Here is an 18,758-nt window from a genome sequence, read left to right as displayed (position 1 = left end):
TGAGAAGCCCGGCTTATGCCGGGTTTTTTGTGGGTGCACAACATCCGCCTGATTCCAGATCCTTGAGAATCGGACAGTCAGGACGGTGATCCCCCTGACAATGCTCCACCAGGTCCTGCAACGTATCGCGCAGCCCCGTCAGTTCAGCGATCTTCTGATTAAGCTCATCGATGTGTTGGCGGGCCAGTTCTTTGACATCGGCGCTCGCCCGGTCGCGGTCTTGCCAGAGGGTCAGCAGTTTGCCGACCTCTTCAAGTGAGAATCCCAGATCCCTTGACCGCTTGATGAACGCTAATGTGTGCAGGTCATCCCGACTGTAAAGGCGATAGCCACTGTCGGTGCGATGGGCAGCATGGAGCAGACCGATGGACTCGTAGTAACGAATCATCTTGGCGCTCAGCCCGCTGATTTTGGCGGCTTGTCCGATGTTCATTGTGCGTCTCCCTGATCGTCAGGTTTCCAAGTCTTGAGTAGCAGCGCGTTGCTTACGACGCTGACGCTGGACAGTGCCATGGCGGCGCCTGCGAGCACGGGGTTGAGTAAACCGAATGCGGCCAGCGGAATGCCGATCAGGTTGTAGATGAAGGCCCAGAACAGGTTTTGGCGGATTTTGCCGTAGGTCTTGCGGCTGATGTCCAGTGCTGCCGGGATCAACCGGGGGTCGCCGCGCATCAGCGTGATGCCCGAGGCGTGCATGGCGACGTCGGTGCCACCGCCCATTGCAATCCCGATGTCAGCGGCGGCGAGGGCCGGAGCGTCGTTGATGCCATCGCCCACCATGGCGATCACGCCGGTTTTCTTCAAGGCGACCACGGTGGCGGCCTTGTCGGCGGGCAGGACTTCGGCGTGAACGTCTGTGATGCCCAACGCATCGGCGACGGCGTAGGCGCTGCCGCGATTGTCCCCGGTGAGCAGGTGGCTGCTGATCTGGCGTGCGCCAAGTTGCTTGATGGCCTCGGTGGCACCAGGTTTGAGCGTGTCGCCAAAGGCGAACAGGCCCAGCACGCGACGCTCCGGCTTCAGTTCGATCAGCCACGACAGGGTCCGGCCTTCGGCTTCCCACGTTTTGGCGGATTCGTTCAGCGCATCGGAGGACAGGCCGTTTTCTTCCAGCAAGCGGCGATTGCCCAAGGCCAGTGCGCGCTCCTGCACTGATCCCGCTATGCCGCGCCCGGCCAGTGAGCGGCTGTCGTGAATGTTTTCCAGCGTCAGGCCACGCTCTGCGCACACGTCCAACACGGCCTTGGCTAACGGGTGTTCGCTGCCCTGTTGCAGCGTTCCGGCCAGTTTCAGCAGGGTGTCGTCATCGCCGTCCAGTGCGCTCAGATGGGCGATGCGCGGTGTGCCTGAGGTAAGCGTGCCGGTTTTGTCGAACACCACGGAGGTGACTTCGTGAGCGCGTTCCAGGGCTTCGGCGTCTTTGATCAGAATGCCGTGGCGCGCAGCCACGCCCGTCCCGGCCATGATGGCGGTGGGTGTTGCCAGTCCAAGGGCGCACGGGCAAGCGATGACCAGCACGGCGACCGCGTTGATCAGCGCGGTTTCGACCGACGCACCCGCCAGCCACCAGCCAACCAGCGTGGCAAGTGCCAGCAGCAGGACGACCGGGACGAACACCTGGCTCACTTTGTCGACCAGCTTCTGGATCGGCGCCTTGGCCGATTGCGCGTCTTCGACCAGCCGGATAATGCGAGCCAACACCGTTTCAGACCCCAGCGCCAGCGTGCGCACCAGCAGCCGTCCCTCGCCGTTGATCGCGCCACCTGTAACCTTGTCACCGGGCTGTTTGGCGACAGGCAGGCTTTCGCCGCTGATCAGCGCCTCATCGGCATGGCTCTGGCCCTCGATGACCTCGCCGTCCACCGGAAAGCGTTCGCCGGGTTTCACCCGAACAAGATCGCCCACGTTCAATGCGCTGATAGCGACGTCCTTCTCCTGGCCGTCAATGACCTGAATGGCGCGCTCCGGCCGCAAGGCTTCCAGTGCACGAATCGCGCTGGCGGTCTGGCGTTTGGCGCTGCTTTCCAGGTATTTGCCCAGCAGCACGAGAGCGATCACCACCGCAGACGCTTCGAAATACAGGTGCGGCATGCTGCCGGACGGCGCGGCGAGCCACTGATAAACGCTCAGGCCGTAACCGGCGCTGGTGCCCAATGCGACGAGCAGATCCATATTCCCGGCTTTCGCTTTTACGGCCTTGAATGCCGCCACATAAAAGCGCGCACCGAGGAAGAACTGCACGGGTGTTGCCAGAACGAATTGCGCCCACGCGGGCAGCATCCAGTGAACGCCCAACGGTTGCAGCAGCATGGGGACCACCAACGGCAGTGCGAGGATAATTGCGAGGATCAGGTGCCAGCGTTCGCTGTCGTGGCGTTTTCGCTGATCGGCCTGCTGCGCTTTGCTGTCCTGTTCAAGACTGGCGCCATAACCCGCTTTATCCACCGCCGCGATGAGCGTAGCGGGGTCGATCTGTTCCAGCACTTCGACGTGGGCACGCTCGTTGGCGAGATTGACTGTGGCGTTCTTCACGCCAGGTACTTTGCGCAATGCACGCTCGACACGCCCCGCGCAACTGGCGCAGGTCATGCCGGTGATCGGCAGGTCGAAGGTATCGGGACTGGACATTCCGGGCACTCCTTGAAGGCGATTGCCAGCAAGGATCAACCTTGCCACGTTGGCAAGGTCAAGTCCCGATGTTTTAGTCATGGAGGCAATTATTGTGAAGGTCAACCATGGCTTCGGAGTGACCCGATTTGTGGGAGTCGGCTTGCTGGCGATAACAGACTGCCAGCCAACTCATCAGGGAATGTCACACCGCTTCGCCAGCAAGCCGGCTCCCACAAACAATGCATTCCTGTCGGAAAATTTCAGTAATTCAGCTCGGCTTTCTTCAGGTACATGCCATTGGGCCCGGAGGCAATGCGGTACTTGAGAACGTCGTGGGCATTGATATGCAGCCGGGTGTTGTTCTGCGCTTCGATGCCTGGCGAGCAGCCTGGCGTCTGAGTGGGCAGCACGCGCAAACGCACGGAAACATCACCGGCAGGCAGGTTGAACGAGCGTGTTTCTTCCTGAAACAAGCGGCCCACCAGTTGATCCTGCATATAAATACCGATTTCGCACGGTGTGCCTACTTCCAGCCGCTCGCGGGAAATGATGAGTACGCCGTAATCCTCATCGGCCTGAGCCCAGGAGGCGCAAGCCAGCAGGCCGAGAAATCCGAAAAGACGAGGGGTTGACCAGCGCATGGCCGATTCTCCTGATGATCGTTGATGAAACACTTTGGCTCAGGGTGACGCTGAATGCCAGCCCGGCAGGTTCAAGAGAAACTTGACCTTGCCATGGTGGGAAGGTCAAAGATGCCGTCATTCAATGCTTTTCATTCACCCGAGGAGTCACGACATGCAAGTGTTCAACGTTCAAGGCATGACCTGCGGCCACTGCGTTCGCGCGGTTACCAACGCCATAAAGGGTGAAGACCCGGCGGCGGATGTGCAGATCGATCTGGCCAAAGGCGAAGTGGCGGTGCAGAGCCAGTTGGCTGCCGAGCAGATCATCAGTTTGATCGTGGAAGAGGGCTACACCGCGAAGGTGGTGTGACAGCGCTGCTTCTGCCGAAGTCGTTGATCGTTCCCACGCTCCGCGTGGTAACCCCGTTCACACTGTAGGGGTGACGCGGAGCGTCACAGGCTACGTGCCCACGCAGAGCGTGGGAACGATCAACACGCCTCTGGCAGAAACCGTCCGTTTCGCCTCTTTTTTTCAATAGTGATACCACTTCAATTCCAGCATCACCTCATTCACTGGCGAGGTCATTTCGCTGAACTGCCGTTGTGCGCTCAACCGCAGCCCCAGGTTGCGCGATAATTCCCACTGTTGATTCAGACTGATCGTGCGGCGTACTTCGCCGTTGGTGAAGTAATCGCCTTTACCCTCAACGCTCAGATTCCCCAACGGGTTACGCCACAACATCCCGGTGTCAAAACCTGCTGCCGGTGACACGAACGCATCGAAATCATTGTTGTGCTCGACCCGCACCGTGCCCAACGCGAAGCCCAAGGCATCGTCCCCCAGTTTCCACGTGCCCCCCGCGCCGCCGTTGACATGGCTGACCAGATTCTCGTCGCCATGCTTGCCCAGTACACGCTCCAACCCGCCCGTCACTTGCCAGGACCAGGGTTGCAGCAGTTCGTTGCGCGGGGTAAGTGAGCGGATGGTCGCCAGATCCAGCCGCTGTACCTGCCACTTATTGTTTTCGTACTGGCGCAGTTTCAGTTGCAGAATCTCGATCTGCGCCCCGAGCGGGAAGCCATAAGCGTTGTCGTTCAAATCGTGATACGCCATGCGCAGACCGTATTCGGCAAAAGCCTTGTCATCGCGCGTACCGACGCCCAGTTGCCAGGTGCGGGATTCATGGCCGTCTTCTGGCAGGCCGGGGCGTTCGATGTGCAGCGCAGGCGGCGGGTTGGTGCTGATCGCGCGTAACAGGTCGTAGCTGCGCTGCGCCCGCACTGGGTCGCGCTCCTGACCATTGGCACGATAACGCTCAAGGCGATAGGCCGCGTCCTGAATCAACGCCCGGCGATCTTTTGCCAGCGCCTGATATTCCGAGGTTCGCATCTGTTGCTGATCGGCGCTGATCTTCAGCACCCACTGTTTTTCGTCGTGGCTCAGCGGTTCGGCGCGGCTGAGCAGTTCGCGCTCTTTCGAAGGGCGATAATCGATTTTCTCCACCAAGCCTGCGTCTTTCACCGCTCGCACGGTATCGGTGGGAATGGCGGTCAGGCGAAATTGCGGGGTCAGGTTCAGACTTGGACGCGCGACTTGCAGCAGCTCCAGCAGACGGTACGAACAGTTCTCGTCGAAGAAGAAATAACCGAAGCGAATCTGTTTGAGTTCCCACACATGCTCGACCATGCGCCGGGTTTCTTCCGGCGTCAGGTTCAGGCGGTATTCCCACAGGTCACGGTTTTCGAGGCTACGGTACTCTGAGAGTTTTTCTTGATACGGCACCAGCGCGAACAGGCCCGGATAGCCCCCCATCAGGCCCTTCCACGCATAGAGAATGCTGTTGTCGGAGCCTTCGATGTAGGCGCCGAAGTTGATTGCGTAGCTGAGCAGTGCGGTCTGATTTTCCTGCACGCCTTTCTGGTCGATGCGCAGCAGGGTGTGGCCGAACATGGAAGACGGACTGTTGAGGTAGGCCGCCGGAAAAATCATCACTGTGCTGTCCGGCGCGACGTCGGAAAACCATTTGTTGAAGTCTTTGCAGTCGACGGCAGGCAGGTCTGTCAGCTTCAGTTCGTTCCGCAAAAAGCGCGTGCGCGAGGGATAAACGCATTGCGGATGAAGGTCTTCCTTACCTTGCACCACAGGGCGATAGATCGCTTCGAGGGTGGCGGCCAGCTCGGCCTTCGGGTCATGGGCGCCATCGACCGCGAGGAAGAACTTCGGGTCATCGACGTAGCTGCGCCAGCCGCCCAGCTTGGCGGATTCGTAATGGCCGATGGCGATCCAGAATCGGGAGTCGGCCAGTTGCTGCAAACGATCATTGTCGACATGCGGTGCAGCAGAAAGCTGCGCGGCGTACAGCGGGGCACACATGTAGAGCGCCCGCCGGGCAAGGCGTTTGAGCATAGTGTGGCAACTAGTCAGGATTGGACGGAGGCGTTCGACTCCTGCCCTCCGAAGAGGGCAGGGGGATACAGCGTTTTAAGCTTGTGTGGCGTATTTGGCCAGCGTCGGATCATTCTTCAACACGTCCATTGTGTTGGTGTGAACGTCTTCGGCGGTGGCATCAGCCTTGTTGAAGATCTGCGAGTAGTGCTCATGGGTGACCGCGGCGAAATGCGCACGATCTTCAGGTTTCACGCCCAGTACCACCGCGTAGGTGGTCAGCGCTTCGCCCTGGCCCATGGCCATGTCCTTGGAGAGTTCGTCCATCATGCCGTTCATGGCAAACCAGGACTTGCCGCCATAGGTCAGCGCGCTGTTGGTGGAGCAACCGTTGGTGCCCGAGGTCATGCCGAACGTGGCGTTACCGGAGGTGCCGTTGGTGGTGGACGCAAGGAAGTGAGCTGGAGTACCGCGTTGGCCTTCGAACAGCATGTTGCCCCAGCCGCAATCAGGGCCGCCAGGCGCTTGGGCCATGGCGTTCAGGGATGCAGCGGCGAGGAGAGTACCAAGAAGAATCCGTTTCATAGCTTTAGTCTCTGTTGTTTCAACCAAGGGTCGGATGCCTGGCCAGAACGGCGCCAGGGGGGGGCCGGTTTATTGAATTGTTACCGGCCGCGCAGGTTGGAGTTTAGGCACGATCCGAACGTTCCGTGGGTTATTGCAGTTTGTTGCCTGTCGCCCAAATCGCTTGGGTCTTGTAAGTCGCTTCTTCAGGGGAAAAAGATTCCGAGGGTTCCTGCCTTGCCAGTCTGGTGCAGCGAGCGCCAGAATGCCCCCATCTGCCCCGCCTGATGTAAGGATGTCCGATGCCCGATTCTGTAGCTGCCAGCCTGCGACTAGCGCCTGAGGCGCTGACCCGTCCCTTTTCCGCTGAACAGTTCAGCTTCACGACAACCAACGATCTGGAACCCTTTCGCGGCGTGCTCGGTCAGGAACGAGCGGTCGAGGCCTTACAGTTCGGGGTCGCCATGCCGCGCCCCGGTTACAACGTCTTCGTCATGGGCGAGCCCGGCACGGGCCGTTTTTCTTTCGTAAAACGCTACCTCAAGGCCGAGGGCAAGCGTTTGCAGACCCCGTCGGACTGGGTTTACGTCAACAATTTCGACGAGCCACGCGAGCCACGTGCGGTGGAATTGCCGCCCGGCAGTGCGAGTTCGTTCATTGCCGACATCAACGGACTGATCGACAACCTTCTGTCGACATTTCCTGCGGTCTTCGAGCACCCGTCCTACCAGCAAAAGAAAAGCGGCATTGACCGCGCCTTCAACCAGCGCTACGACCGTGCACTGGACGTGATCGAGCGTCTGGCACTGGAAAAGGACATCGCGCTTTATCGGGACAGCAGCAACATCGCCTTCACCCCGATGCTCGATGGCAAGGCGCTGGATGAGGCCGAGTTCTCACAATTGCCGGATGCTGAGCGCGAGCGTTTCCACAGCGATATTTCGGCGCTGGAAGAGCGTTTGAATGAGGAGCTGGCCAGCCTGCCACAATGGAAACGCGAGTCCAGCAACCAGATGCGCCAACTGAATGAAGAAACCATCATTCTGGCGTTGCAGCCGTTGCTGGCGCCGCTGTCCGAGCAATACGCCGAAAACGCGGCGGTTTGTGCGTACCTGCAAGCCGTGCAGGTCAATCTGCTGAAAACGGTGGTCGAGCAACTGGTCGATGACAGCAAGAGCGATGCTCAGGCGCGCAAGCTGCTGGAAGAGCAATACTGCCCAAGCCTGGTGGTGGGGCATTCGGCAAGCGGCGGGGCGCCTGTGGTGTTCGAGCCGCACCCGACCTACGACAACCTGTTCGGCCGCATCGAATACAGCACCGACCAAGGCGCGCTGTACACCACCTATCGCCAGTTGCGTCCGGGGGCGATTCACCGGGCCAACGGCGGTTTCCTGATCCTTGAAGCGGAGAAAATGCTCAGCGAGCCGTTCGTGTGGGACGCGCTCAAGCGTTCTCTGCAATCGCGCAAACTGAAGATGGAATCGCCGCTGGGTGAGTTGGGCCGCATCGCCACCGTGACCCTGACCCCGCAAACCATCCCGTTGCAGGTGAAGGTCATCATCATCGGTGCCCGTTCGCTGTACTACACGCTGCAAGACCTCGATCCGGATTTCCAGGAGATGTTCCGGGTACTGGTGGACTTCGACGAAGACATCCCGATGGTCGACGAGAGCCTTGAGCAGTTCGCCCAACTGCTGAAAACCCGCACCTCGGAAGAGGGCATGGCGCCGTTGACCGCCGATGCCGTTGCCCGACTGGCGACCTACAGTGCGCGGCTGGCCGAGCACCAGGGGCGTTTGTCGGCGCGTATTGGCGATCTGTTCCAGTTGGTCAGCGAAGCCGATTTCATTCGCAGCCTGGCCAATGATGAACGCACGGACGCCGGACATATCGAGCGTGCACTCAAGGCCAAGGCCACGCGCACGGGGCGGGTGTCGGCGCGGATTCTCGACGACATGCTCGCCGGGATCATCCTCATCGACACCGCAGGCGCAGCCGTTGGCAAATGCAACGGCCTGACGGTGCTGGAAGTGGGCGATTCGGCGTTCGGGGTGCCTGCGCGGATTTCCGCCACGGTGTACCCGGGCGGCAGCGGCATCGTTGACATCGAACGTGAGGTCAACCTCGGTCAGCCGATCCACTCCAAGGGCGTGATGATTTTGACGGGCTATCTGGGCAGTCGTTATGCGCAGGAGTTCCCGCTGGCGATCTCCGCAAGCATCGCGCTGGAACAGTCCTACGGCTACGTGGACGGCGACAGTGCGTCGCTGGGCGAGGTCTGCACGCTGATTTCCGCGCTGTCGAAAACGCCACTCAAGCAATGCTTTGCGATCACCGGGTCCATCAACCAGTTCGGCGAAGTGCAGGCGGTGGGCGGGGTCAACGAGAAGATCGAAGGCTTTTTCCGACTCTGTGAGGCTCGTGGCCTGACAGGGGATCAAGGCGCGATCATCCCGCAGGCCAACGTCGCCACGCTGATGCTCGATGAGCGCGTATTGCAGGCCGTACGTGCGGGGCAATTCCATGTGTACGCGGTACGCCAAGTGGACGAAGCGCTGAGCCTGTTGGTGGGCGAGCCGGTGGGCGAAGCCGACGAAGAGGGGCAGTTCCCTGAAAACTCGGTCAATGGCCGTGTGGTGGATCGCCTGCGCGATATCGCCGAAATGCTCAGCGAAGATGACCTCAAAGAGATCGAAAAAGAGGCGCCACAATTACAGCCTGAGCTGAAAAGTTAAGGGTTTGACGTCAACTAAACCGGGCGTTTGATGGCCAAATGACCATTCGGCGCCCTTTTTGTTTTCGCTCTTTTCCTGTGGGATATTTCTTCGTATTGTCGTGTTACAGCAGTTGTCAAACGGACTGACGCGTTTCCTTCGGTCGTTTCAAGGGAATGAATACTGCAATCAATGAGGAGCTCGCCATGCCGCGCAGCCTCTGTCTTACTCGTCAATGCCTGGGTCTTGTGACCCGTATCGAATGTGTCATTCGCCCGCTGTCTGGCGATAACGGAATGTGGACCTTACTGTTCGCCGCTGGAATGTCGGGTGAACAACCTTCTGCGCTAAAAGCTCAAGGACCGTTTCATGGGCCGGTTGCGGCCGAATCGGTACTGGATGCGATTGCTGAAAGCCTTGCGTTGCATGGCTATCAAACGGCCGAGGAAATTCCGATCTGGAGCCTTCATCTGCAAGGCGAATTGCGCCGGATCAATGGGGGCACGTCTCACGGCCATCGAACGTTCCCACTCAACTGACGGATTACGATCCAGTGAGCGCCACGTCGTTTTTCCTGTGACACAGGGTCGTAACGTGGCGTGCACTTCACCGCAGGCGGATCTGTCTCCGAGTTAATTGTTTCAAGTTTTGTCGTGATGGGTTGTGCTGCACAGCCTTCGCCCTATACTCGCGAGCTTTCAATTAACTGTGAGTTTCAATGGAACGTTTTATCGAAAATGCCATGTACGCGTCGCGCTGGTTGCTGGCGCCGATCTACTTTGGTTTGTCTCTGGGGCTGTTGGCGCTGGCGCTGAAGTTCTTCCAGGAAATCTTTCACGTCATTCCCAATGTATTTTCGCTGGCTGAATCGGACCTGATTCTGGTGCTGCTGTCGTTGATCGACATGGCGCTGGTGGGCGGTCTGCTGGTGATGGTGATGATCTCCGGTTACGAGAACTTCGTTTCGCAACTGGACATCGACGAGAGCAAGGAAAAGCTCAACTGGCTGGGCAAGATGGACTCATCTTCCCTGAAGATGAAAGTCGCGGCTTCCATCGTCGCTATCTCCTCCATTCACCTGCTTCGGGTGTTCATGGACGCCAAGAACATCGAAACCCAATACCTGATGTGGTACGTGATCATTCACATGACCTTCGTGGTGTCGGCGTTTGCGATGGGCTATCTGGACAAGCTGACCAAGCATTGAGTCAGAGGTTCGCCACCGACCTGTAGGAGTGAGCTTGCTCGCGATAGCGTTATATCCGACACCTCATCTGTGTCTGATATAACGCTATCGCGAGCAAGCTCACTCCTACATAAAGCAGACCAGCGGCTCCCTCCCAACCTTGTACTTCAGCCAGACTGAGCAAGACTTGTCACTCGTTCATCTTCATCCTGGATCAACGAGGACCCTCTCATGAATCTTCAGGAACTCACCGCCCACGCCAGTGCCGGTCGCATTGACGAACTCAACCTTATCTCCATGGAAGGCGGTATTTACCTGCTTGAAGCGCGCATGCATGGCGCGGCTCACCCGCTCAATGATGCCCACGGCAAGACGATGCACTTGCGTTCGGTCGAGCACGCCCGGGAGGTCTTGCATGCGGTGTCGGACATGCCCTTCAATCTGGTGCACGCCGTGGTTCACGATGAGATGTGCGGAATCCGGGATACCGAAGAGCAAACCGTGCGTGTGCCGATGTCAATCCGCTCGGCGTGGTAAGCCATGACCTGATGCGTCGGCTTGTGCTAGGCTGCTCGGCCTTTTAGTTCAGGGCGCCTGCGGGCGTTCTCCAAGCGGAGCAGCAGCATGTCCGAAGTCAATCTGTCTACCGACGAAACCCGTGTCAGCTACGGCATTGGCCGCCAGTTGGGTGACCAGTTGCGTGACAACCCGCCACCGGGCGTGAACCTGGATGCCATCTTGGCAGGCCTGACCGACGCCTTCGGTGGCCAGCCAAGCCGCGTCAGCCAGGAAGAAATGGCCGCCAGCTTCAAAGTCATTCGCGACATCATGCAGGCTGAAGCGGCTGCCAAAGCCGAAGCCGCTGCTGGCGCTGGCAAGGAATACCTGGCCGAAAACGCCAAGCGTGAGGGCGTGACCACTTTGGCGTCCGGGCTGCAATTCGAAGTCATCACTCAAGGTGAAGGCGAGCAACCTACCCGTGAAAGCAACGTGCGCACTCACTACCACGGCATGCTGATCGACGGCACTGTGTTCGATAGCTCCTACGACCGTGGTGAGCCCGCTGAATTTCCGGTGGGTGGCGTGATCGCTGGCTGGACCGAAGCGCTGCAACTTATGAAGGCCGGCAGTAAATGGCGTCTGCACGTTCCAAGCGAACTGGCCTATGGCGCTCAGGGCGTGGGCAGCATTCCGCCGCACAGCGTGCTGGTATTCGACGTCGAACTGCTCGACGTCCTGTAAAAGCAGCCACAAGCTTCAAGCTGTCAAAGCTGTACGTTGCGGATTGACGCTTTCGCTCAGTCAGCAGCGCGCAGCTTGAAGGTTGAGCTGTTCAATGAAGTTCACACGCCGGGCGCAACGCTCGGGCGTAGCAGAACAGAAACAGGCTTCGTACCATTTCCTTCTGCACACCCGGTTCACACGAACTGAGGCTGTGCACATCCAGATCCCCCTGATCCCGCAGTTCATCGAGTGCGTCTTCTTCCAGCACGGCACACACCTCACCAGTTTCACGGTGCAGGATGCGCAGGTAAGGGTGTGGCCGGTCCAGCCAGGCGTCTATCAGATAAGTCATGTTCGTTCTCCTTGAAAATGTTCAATGAGAATAATTCTTATCCGTGGAATAGCAAGGATCTATTTGAGATTAATTCGCATTTTCTGCTCGGATTGACCTGAGTCAGGAAAAATGCCGGGCGAGCGTGTGGCGATTGGCCCACAAAAAAGCCCCCGGAGATGGGGGCTTTCCTGTTACAAAGCGCGCTGCGATCAGACGTTGAAGCGGAAATGCAAAACGTCACCGTCCTTGACGATGTAGTCCTTGCCTTCCAGACGCCATTTACCAGCTTCTTTGGCACCGGCTTCGCCCTTGTACTGGATGAAGTCGCTGTAGGCCACGCACTCGGCGCGGATGAAGCCTTTTTCGAAGTCGGTGTGGATGACGCCAGCGGCTTGTGGCGCGGTGGCGCCGACACGGACGGTCCAGGCGCGGACTTCTTCGACACCGGCGGTGAAGTAGGTCTGCAGGTTGAGCATTTCATAACCGGCGCGGATCACGCGGTTCAGACCCGGCTCTTCAAGGCCCAGGGCTTCGAGGAACATGTCCTTCTCTTCACCGTCGTCGAGTTCGGCGATCTCGGCTTCGATCTTGTTGCAGACCGGCACCAGCATGGCGCCTTCTTCTTCGGCGATGGCGCGAACCACGTCCAGGTGCGGGTTGTTTTCGAAGCCGTCTTCAGCGACGTTGGCGATGTACATCACAGGCTTGGTGGTCAGCAGGTGGAAGCCCTTGATCACGGCCTTCTCTTCGGCGCTCATGCCTTTCATCAGGCTGCGCGCAGGCTTGCCATCGGTGAAGTGGCTGATGAGTTGTTCCAGCAGGCCTTTTTGAACCACCGCTTCCTTGTCACCGCCCTTGGCATTGCGCGCAACTTTCTGAAGTTGCTTCTCGCAGCTTTCGAGGTCAGCGAAGATCAGTTCCAGGTCGATGATTTCGATGTCGCGTTTCGGGTCGACGCTGTTGGAGACGTGAATCACGTTTTCGTCTTCGAAGCAGCGGACCACGTGGGCGATGGCATCGGTTTCGCGGATGTTGGCCAGGAACTTGTTGCCCAGACCTTCACCTTTGGAGGCACCCGCCACCAAACCGGCGATGTCGACGAACTCCATTGTGGTCGGCAGGATGCGCTTGGGGTTGACGATTTCAGCCAGCGCGTTCAGGCGTGCATCGGGCATGGCCACGATGCCGCTGTTCGGCTCGATGGTGCAGAAGGGAAAGTTCTCTGCCGCAATACCGGATTTGGTCAGGGCGTTGAACAGGGTGGACTTGCCGACGTTGGGCAGGCCGACGATGCCGCAATTGAATCCCATGGTGTTTCCCCTCGTGTGATGTCAGGCCTTCTGGCTGTGCAGGACTCGCATCGCCTTGGCGAAGTCGCCTGCGAGGACATCCGGCAGCACGCCGAGGGCAAAGTCGATGCTGGCGTCCAGTTTTTCCTGTTCGGCGCGCGGCGCACGACCCAGTACGAAGTTGGAGACCAATTTGGCGTCGCCTGGGTGCCCGATGCCGAGCCGCAGACGATGGAAGCCGTTCTGGTTGCCGAGCTGCGCGATGATGTCGCGCAGGCCGTTGTGCCCGCCGTGTCCGCCACCCAGTTTGAGTTTGGCGACACCCGGAGGCAGGTCGAGTTCGTCGTGGGCCACCAGAATGGCCGCAGGAGGAATCCGGAAGAAACCCGCCAGTGACGCAACGGACTGGCCGCTACGGTTCATGTAGGTGGTGGGTATCAGCAGACGAACGTCTTGGCCCTGATGGCTGAATTTAGCCGTCAGGCCGAAATACTTGCGGTCAGCGGTCAGATTGACACGCTGGGCGCTGGCAATGCGTTCAACGAAAAGAGCCCCTGCGTTATGCCGGGTCTGTTCGTATTCGGGGCCGGGGTTTCCCAGGCCGACGATCAGTTGGATGGCGGTCACGTCAGGGGCTCTTCCTTGGGTTGTAGGTGACGATACTGAATATCGTCACTCATGCAACCGGCGTGCGAGTAATGAATTACTCGGCAGCGCCTTCTTCAGCAGCTTCAGCGGAAACGCGTGGCGCGTGAACGTTGGCAACTGCTTTGTCGTCACCGTGAGCCAGAGCCACGAATTCTACGCCTTTCGGAGCTTTCAGGTCCGACAGGTGGATGATGGTGCCGACTTCGGCTTTAGCCAGGTCAACTTCGATGAACTCAGGCAGGTCTTTGGCTTCGCAGGAAACTTCGATTTCGTTTTCTACGTGGGAAACTTCGCCGCCTTTCTTGACCGGAGCTTCTTCGTTAACGAAGTGAACCGGAACCTTGGCAGTCAGTTTCTGGCCAGCGACAACACGGATGAAGTCAGCGTGCATGATGAACTGCTTGGCTGGGTGACGCTGCAGTGCTTTAACGATGACGTTTTGCTTGGTGCCGTCAACGTTCAGTTCGATCACGTGGCTGAAAGCCGCTTCGTTGTCGAACAGTTTGGTGATTTCCTTGGCCACGATGGTCAGGGACTGCGCGTCTTTGTTACCACCGTAAACAACGGCAGGGATGCTGGCGGAGTGACGCAGGCGGCGGCTCGCACCTTTCCCCAGGTCAGTACGCGCTTGGGCGTTCAGAGTAAAGTCAGTCATTTTGTATCTCCAAAATAGCCATGCTCGGGTGGCGTTTGCGACCAGCGCCAAACCCGATATGGGCAAAAAAGCCCCGCCCCAACAGAGGCTGTTGGGGCGGGGCGCTTTTCGTCAACGGAGTTTCGAAAGGGCAGAGCCCTTAGCGGAACATCGCGCTGATCGATTCTTCATTGCTGATGCGACGCATCGCTTCAGCCACTACCGGTGCGATATCCAGTTGACGGATACGGTCACAGGCTTGTGCTGCTGCGGACAACGGGATGGTGTTGGTCACCACCAGTTCGTCCAGCACGGAATTTTCAATGTTCTCGATCGCACGACCCGAGAGAACAGGGTGGGTGCAGTAGGCAAATACCTTGGCTGCGCCGTGTTCTTTCAGAGCCTTGGCCGCGTGGCACAGAGTGCCGGCGGTATCGACCATGTCGTCGACCAGAATGCAGGTACGACCTTCGACGTCACCGATGATGTGCATCACTTCAGAGTGATTGGCCTTCTCGCGGCGTTTGTCGATGATCCCGAGATCGACACCCAGGGATTTGGCAACAGCACGTGCACGCACGACGCCACCGATATCCGGAGAAACGATCATCAGGTTTTCGAAACGTTGATCTTCGATGTCATCCACCAGAACCGGGGAGCCGTAGATGTTATCTACCGGAATGTCGAAGAAGCCCTGAATCTGGTCAGCGTGCAGGTCAACGGTCAGCACACGGTCGATACCGACAACGGTGAGCATGTCCGCAACCACTTTGGCGCTGATTGCCACGCGAGCGGAGCGCGGACGGCGATCCTGGCGGGCATAACCAAAGTAAGGGATAACAGCGGTGATACGAGTCGCTGAGGAGCGGCGGAAGGCATCGGCCATCACGACGAGTTCCATCAGGTTATCGTTGGTCGGAGCGCAGGTCGGCTGAATGATGAAGACGTCTTTACCGCGAACGTTTTCATTGATCTCAGCGGTAATCTCGCCGTCGGAAAACTTGCCGACAGAAATGTCACCGAGAGGGATATGCAGCTGACGAACGACACGCCGAGCCAGATCGGGGTTAGCGTTCCCCGTGAAGACCATCATCTTGGACACGCGCAGTACCTGATGTATTTGGGTATGCCTGGATGGCTATAGGAAAATGGCAGGGGCGGCTGGATTCGAACCAACGCATGGCAGGATCAAAACCTGCTGCCTTACCGCTTGGCGACGCCCCTGTATCTGTTGCAACGAATGCCTGGCATTCGGTTCTCTTAGAGCAGTGTTTGTAACTTGCGGTGCAACATCGAAATGTTGCTGCCTTTTGCTACAAACCCTGTAAGGGTCTCTGTAAGAAGGGCCGAGACTTTATCAGCTTCAGCTTTGTTTGGGAAGGCCCCAAACACACAACTTCCAGTTCCGGTTAGTTTTGCTTCGGTAAATTTACCTAGCAAATTCAACGCGTTACGAACATCTGGATAACGCCTTGCTACAACCGGTAAGCAGTCATTTCGACTGTTTCCCTTGGGAACGGGGCGCACTTTAATGGGCGGCGTGTCACGTGTCAACAGTGGATCTGAAAAAATTTCTGCTGTACTTACAGAGACTTGCGGCACCAGCACGACATACCACGGTTCTTCGGGGTCCACAGGGGTGAGGATTTCGCCCACGCCCTCGGCGAAAGCCGCGTGTCCACGTACGAAAACCGGGACGTCGGCGCCCAGTTTGAGGCCCAGTGCAGCGAGGCGATCCTCGTCCCAGCCCAGTTGCCAGAGATGATTGAGCCCTAGCAGGGTAGTCGCGGCATCCGAACTGCCACCGCCAATGCCGCCACCCATGGGCAGGATTTTCTTCAGCCAGATGTCGACACCTTGTGTGCAACCGGACTGCTCTTTGAGCGCGCGAGCGGCTTTGACAATCAGATTGCTGTCGTGGGGGACGTCAGGAATTTCCGTTTGCAGGCGCACTTCGCCGTCTTCGCGCAGTGCGAAACTGAGCTCGTCGCCGTAGTCGAGGAACTGAAAGATCGTCTGCAATTCGTGGTAGCCGTCGGGGCGGCGCCCGAGTATGTGCAGCATCAGGTTCAGCTTGGCAGGGGCGGGCAGGGTCAGACGTGGCGCGTCTTGAGGGGACAGTGACATGCTCATTGCCCCAGCTTGCGCGGCTGCCAGTCTTTGATGACCAGCGTGACGTCCAGGTCCTGGCCGTGCAGTTTCATGCGTTCAGGTAGCCAGTAACCATTCTGCTCTGCGTAACTCAGGTACTCGATTTTCCAGCCATCCTGCTCCAGCCCGGCCAGGCGGCTGTCGCCATCCAGTGTCAGGCTGCTTTTGGTTTCAGGCGCGGGCAGGCCGCGGACCCACCAGACCAGATGGGAGACCGGCAGCCTCCAGCCCAGTTGATCCTTGAGCAGGGTTTCTGGATCGGGCGCGTCAAAACGCCCCTGGTTGGCGACTTCCAGCGACACGGCGCCGGGGCGTCCCGTCAGGCGTGCGGCACCACGACCCAGCGGGCCGGACAGGCGAATGTCGTAGTAATCCTGGCGTTGCAGCCAATACAGGGTGCCGCTGCCGGAGTCCTTCGGTGCGCGGATGCCAACCTTGCCGTTGATTTCCCAGCCATCAAGGCTGGCGAGCTGTTCCTTGTTGGCTTTCCATCTGTTGGCGTCGCCTGTGCCTTGCACGGCCTCACGGGAGGTGATTCCGGCGCAGCCGGCGAGCAGGGCAATCAAGCTGAATACGATGACGTGGCGCAATAACATAAATCAAAGGGTCTCGGAGCCGGTCAGGCGTTTGAGGGTGCTGCGCAGGACCGGGCTATCAGGTTGCTGTTCGAGGGCTTTGCCCCACACTTTGCGGGCTTCGCGCTGTTGGCCTTTTGCCCAGAGCACTTCGCCCAGGTGCGCGGCGACTTCGTGATCAGGGTAGCGCTCCAGTGCTTCACGCAGCAGGCGCTCGGCCTCATCGAGATTGCCCAGGCGATAATTGACCCAGCCCAGGCTGTCGAGCACGGCAGGATCGTCTGGATTGAGCTGATGGGCGCGCTCGATCAGTTCTTTCGCTTCGGCATAGCGCGTCGTGCGGTCGGAGAGGGTGTAACCCAGCGCGTTCAGGGCCATGGCGTTGTCCGGTTCGCGCTTGAGAATCGCCCGCAGGTCGGTCTCCATCTGCTTCAGGTCGTCACGCTTTTCCGCCAGCATGGCGCGGGTGTAGAGCAGATTGAGGTCGTCCGGGTATTGCTTGAGCGCCTGATTCAACACCTGCCAGCCACGGTCGCTCTGGTTGTTGTTGGTCAGTGTTTCTGCCTCGATCAGATAGAGCTGAATGGTGTAATCCGGCTGGTCGGCGCGGGCCTGAGCCAGACGTTTCGAGGCTTCGGCGGTGCTGCCGTTGCTCATCAGAATGTCTGCCTGACGCAGTTGCGCGGGCAGATAGTCGTTGCCTGGCCCGACCTGGGCGTATTCATTCAGCGCGTTTTGCGGGTCTTCGCGCTCTTCATAAATACGGCCAAGGTTCACGTGAGCCGAGTCAACGTGGCTGCCGCGGGCAATGAGGTCTTCCAGATAACCTTGTGCTTCGTCCCACGCTTTGTTTTCCAGGCACACCAGTGCCAGCGAGTAACGCAGTTCGTCGTCGTCCGGGTATTGCTGAACGAGGCTGGAGAATTGCACCTTCGCGTCTTCCATGCGGTTCTGCTCAACGAGCATCCGCGCGTACGTCAGGCGCAGGCGCTTGTCATCCGGGTATTTCTTGATGCTTTTTTCCAGCAGGGGCAACGCTTCCTTGCCGCGATTCATGCTTTGCAGCAGGCGGGCGCGCAGCAGAATCGGTGCGACTTCACCCTCTCCCGGAGGATTGTCTTCGAGCAGTTTCAGCGATGCAACGCTGTCACCTTCCTGCTGCAGCAGCAAGGCTTTGCCGAAGATCAACTGGCCGTTTTTCGGGTATTTGGCCAGCAGGCGATCAAAACTGGCGAGCAGACCTTTACGTGTATTGGAGTCGGTTTCCGCGGCCGAGAGCGCGAGGAAGTCGAAATGGGTGTCGCCTTGCCCTTGCAGCACTTTCTCCATATAGCGCATGGAGTCGTCGTAGCGTCCGGCGCGGGCCAGTTGAATGGCGGCAGCGCGCTGCGCTTCGAGATTGGTCGGGTCGTTTCTGGCCCACAGCATCGAGGTGTCCAGTGCAGCCTGATCGGCGCCCAGGTATTCGGCGATGCGGAAGGCGCGCTCGGATATCCCCGGATCCTGCGTCTGGATCGCCTGGGTCACGTAATTATCCAGTGCGATGTCGAAGCGGTTGCGCTGCCCTGCAAGCTCGGCGGTCAGCAGGGCAACGACGGTTTCCTGGGTGAACGAACCATAGACCTGCGGCTTGGTTACAGGTGCGGGCGTCGTTTCTTTCGCGGGGGCCGGAGGCTCCGTGGAAACGGAGGCCGTAGACTGACAGCCACCAAGAACGACAAGGGCAAGGAACAACGCGGAGGATTTATTCATATAGAAGAGAGGGCGGCTTACCTGCGGTTTGAAAACATCATGACACAAGGCAGGGAGCAAACCCACAG

At 58.7% G+C, this 18,758-nt stretch carries 19 protein-coding genes and 1 tRNA gene; 6 read left to right on the top strand and 14 right to left on the bottom strand.

From position 1 onward, the window contains the following. Positions 1-13 precede the first annotated feature (13 nt). From cueR to ACI2KB_RS10195, 3 genes are all read right to left on the bottom strand, one after another. Entirely contained in the window at positions 14-433 is a 420-nt protein-coding gene (cueR, locus tag ACI2KB_RS10205) for a Cu(I)-responsive transcriptional regulator (protein ID WP_404634004.1), read from the bottom strand. Next, entirely contained in the window at positions 430-2,628 is a 2,199-nt protein-coding gene (locus ACI2KB_RS10200) for a heavy metal translocating P-type ATPase (RefSeq protein WP_404634002.1), read from the bottom strand. The genes cueR and ACI2KB_RS10200 overlap by 4 nt, the downstream gene beginning before the upstream one ends. Before the next feature lie 242 nt (positions 2,629-2,870). Continuing rightward, positions 2,871-3,251, bottom strand: a complete 381-nt coding sequence (locus tag ACI2KB_RS10195; protein ID WP_404634000.1) for a hypothetical protein — start codon at positions 3,249-3,251, stop codon at positions 2,871-2,873. Positions 3,252-3,405: 154 nt separating this feature from the next. Between ACI2KB_RS10195 and ACI2KB_RS10190 the strand changes: the two genes are divergently transcribed. Beyond that, a complete protein-coding gene (locus ACI2KB_RS10190; protein ID WP_404633998.1) occupies positions 3,406-3,603 on the top strand; it encodes a heavy-metal-associated domain-containing protein in 198 nt (65 codons plus the stop codon). 162 nt (positions 3,604-3,765) lie between these two features. Here ACI2KB_RS10190 and ACI2KB_RS10185 read toward each other — a convergent pair whose 3' ends face one another. After that, positions 3,766-5,640 carry a DUF4105 domain-containing protein gene (locus ACI2KB_RS10185; protein ID WP_404633996.1) on the bottom strand — a complete coding sequence of 625 codons (1,875 nt, stop codon included), beginning with the start codon at positions 5,638-5,640 and terminating at the stop codon, positions 3,766-3,768. Between the two features lie 75 nt (positions 5,641-5,715). Further along, on the bottom strand, positions 5,716-6,204 hold the full coding sequence (locus ACI2KB_RS10180) for a DUF3015 domain-containing protein (protein ID WP_404633994.1): 489 nt from the start codon (positions 6,202-6,204) through the stop codon (positions 5,716-5,718). 281 nt (positions 6,205-6,485) lie between these two features. Between ACI2KB_RS10180 and ACI2KB_RS10175 the strand changes: the two genes are divergently transcribed. The 5 genes from ACI2KB_RS10175 to ACI2KB_RS10155 all read left to right on the top strand — a co-directional run bounded on the left by ACI2KB_RS10175 (position 6,486) and on the right by ACI2KB_RS10155 (position 11,325). Next, positions 6,486-8,918 carry a Lon protease family protein gene (locus tag ACI2KB_RS10175; protein ID WP_404633992.1) on the top strand — a complete coding sequence of 811 codons (2,433 nt, stop codon included), beginning with the start codon at positions 6,486-6,488 and terminating at the stop codon, positions 8,916-8,918. A gap of 185 nt (positions 8,919-9,103) precedes the next feature. Further along, positions 9,104-9,436 carry a hypothetical protein gene (locus ACI2KB_RS10170; protein ID WP_404633990.1) on the top strand — a complete coding sequence of 111 codons (333 nt, stop codon included), beginning with the start codon at positions 9,104-9,106 and terminating at the stop codon, positions 9,434-9,436. A gap of 179 nt (positions 9,437-9,615) precedes the next feature. Next, the gene (locus ACI2KB_RS10165) at positions 9,616-10,104 is read left to right on the top strand and encodes a TIGR00645 family protein (RefSeq protein ID WP_404633988.1); all 489 of its coding nucleotides are present in this window, start codon (positions 9,616-9,618) and stop codon (positions 10,102-10,104) included. A gap of 210 nt (positions 10,105-10,314) precedes the next feature. After that, positions 10,315-10,620 carry a DUF6482 family protein gene (locus ACI2KB_RS10160; protein ID WP_404633986.1) on the top strand — a complete coding sequence of 102 codons (306 nt, stop codon included), beginning with the start codon at positions 10,315-10,317 and terminating at the stop codon, positions 10,618-10,620. A gap of 87 nt (positions 10,621-10,707) precedes the next feature. Further along, entirely contained in the window at positions 10,708-11,325 is a 618-nt protein-coding gene (locus ACI2KB_RS10155) for an FKBP-type peptidyl-prolyl cis-trans isomerase (protein ID WP_404633984.1), read from the top strand. 91 nt (positions 11,326-11,416) lie between these two features. On the opposite strand, the gene ACI2KB_RS10150 is transcribed toward ACI2KB_RS10155, so the two are convergent. The 9 genes from ACI2KB_RS10150 to ACI2KB_RS10110 form a co-directional block, all read right to left on the bottom strand. Next, the gene (locus tag ACI2KB_RS10150) at positions 11,417-11,659 is read right to left on the bottom strand and encodes a hypothetical protein (protein ID WP_404633982.1); all 243 of its coding nucleotides are present in this window, start codon (positions 11,657-11,659) and stop codon (positions 11,417-11,419) included. Positions 11,660-11,850: 191 nt separating this feature from the next. Continuing rightward, a complete protein-coding gene (gene ychF / locus ACI2KB_RS10145; RefSeq protein ID WP_404633980.1) occupies positions 11,851-12,951 on the bottom strand; it encodes a redox-regulated ATPase YchF in 1,101 nt (366 codons plus the stop codon). Between the two features lie 21 nt (positions 12,952-12,972). Continuing rightward, positions 12,973-13,557: an aminoacyl-tRNA hydrolase gene (pth, locus tag ACI2KB_RS10140; protein ID WP_404633978.1), complete on the bottom strand. Its 585-nt coding sequence runs from the start codon at positions 13,555-13,557 to the stop codon at positions 12,973-12,975. A gap of 76 nt (positions 13,558-13,633) precedes the next feature. Further along, positions 13,634-14,233 carry a 50S ribosomal protein L25/general stress protein Ctc gene (locus ACI2KB_RS10135; RefSeq protein ID WP_404633976.1) on the bottom strand — a complete coding sequence of 200 codons (600 nt, stop codon included), beginning with the start codon at positions 14,231-14,233 and terminating at the stop codon, positions 13,634-13,636. A gap of 139 nt (positions 14,234-14,372) precedes the next feature. Next, positions 14,373-15,314: a ribose-phosphate pyrophosphokinase gene (locus ACI2KB_RS10130; protein ID WP_037018241.1), complete on the bottom strand. Its 942-nt coding sequence runs from the start codon at positions 15,312-15,314 to the stop codon at positions 14,373-14,375. 47 nt (positions 15,315-15,361) lie between these two features. After that, positions 15,362-15,436: transfer RNA gene (locus ACI2KB_RS10125), tRNA-Gln, on the bottom strand. Positions 15,437-15,472: 36 nt separating this feature from the next. Then, the gene (gene ispE, locus ACI2KB_RS10120; RefSeq protein ID WP_404633974.1) at positions 15,473-16,339 is read right to left on the bottom strand and encodes a 4-(cytidine 5'-diphospho)-2-C-methyl-D-erythritol kinase; all 867 of its coding nucleotides are present in this window, start codon (positions 16,337-16,339) and stop codon (positions 15,473-15,475) included. A 2-nt stretch (positions 16,340-16,341) separates the two neighbouring features. Next, entirely contained in the window at positions 16,342-16,959 is a 618-nt protein-coding gene (gene lolB, locus ACI2KB_RS10115) for a lipoprotein insertase outer membrane protein LolB (RefSeq protein ID WP_404633972.1), read from the bottom strand. A gap of 3 nt (positions 16,960-16,962) precedes the next feature. After that, positions 16,963-18,690: a tetratricopeptide repeat protein gene (locus tag ACI2KB_RS10110; protein ID WP_404633970.1), complete on the bottom strand. Its 1,728-nt coding sequence runs from the start codon at positions 18,688-18,690 to the stop codon at positions 16,963-16,965. Between the last annotated feature and the right edge of the window lie 68 nt (positions 18,691-18,758).

The organism is Pseudomonas sp. NPDC088444 (assembly GCF_044900175.1).
Taxonomy (GTDB): Bacteria; Pseudomonadota; Gammaproteobacteria; order Pseudomonadales; family Pseudomonadaceae; genus Aquipseudomonas.
This window is presented reverse-complemented; position numbering and strand designations above follow the sequence as displayed.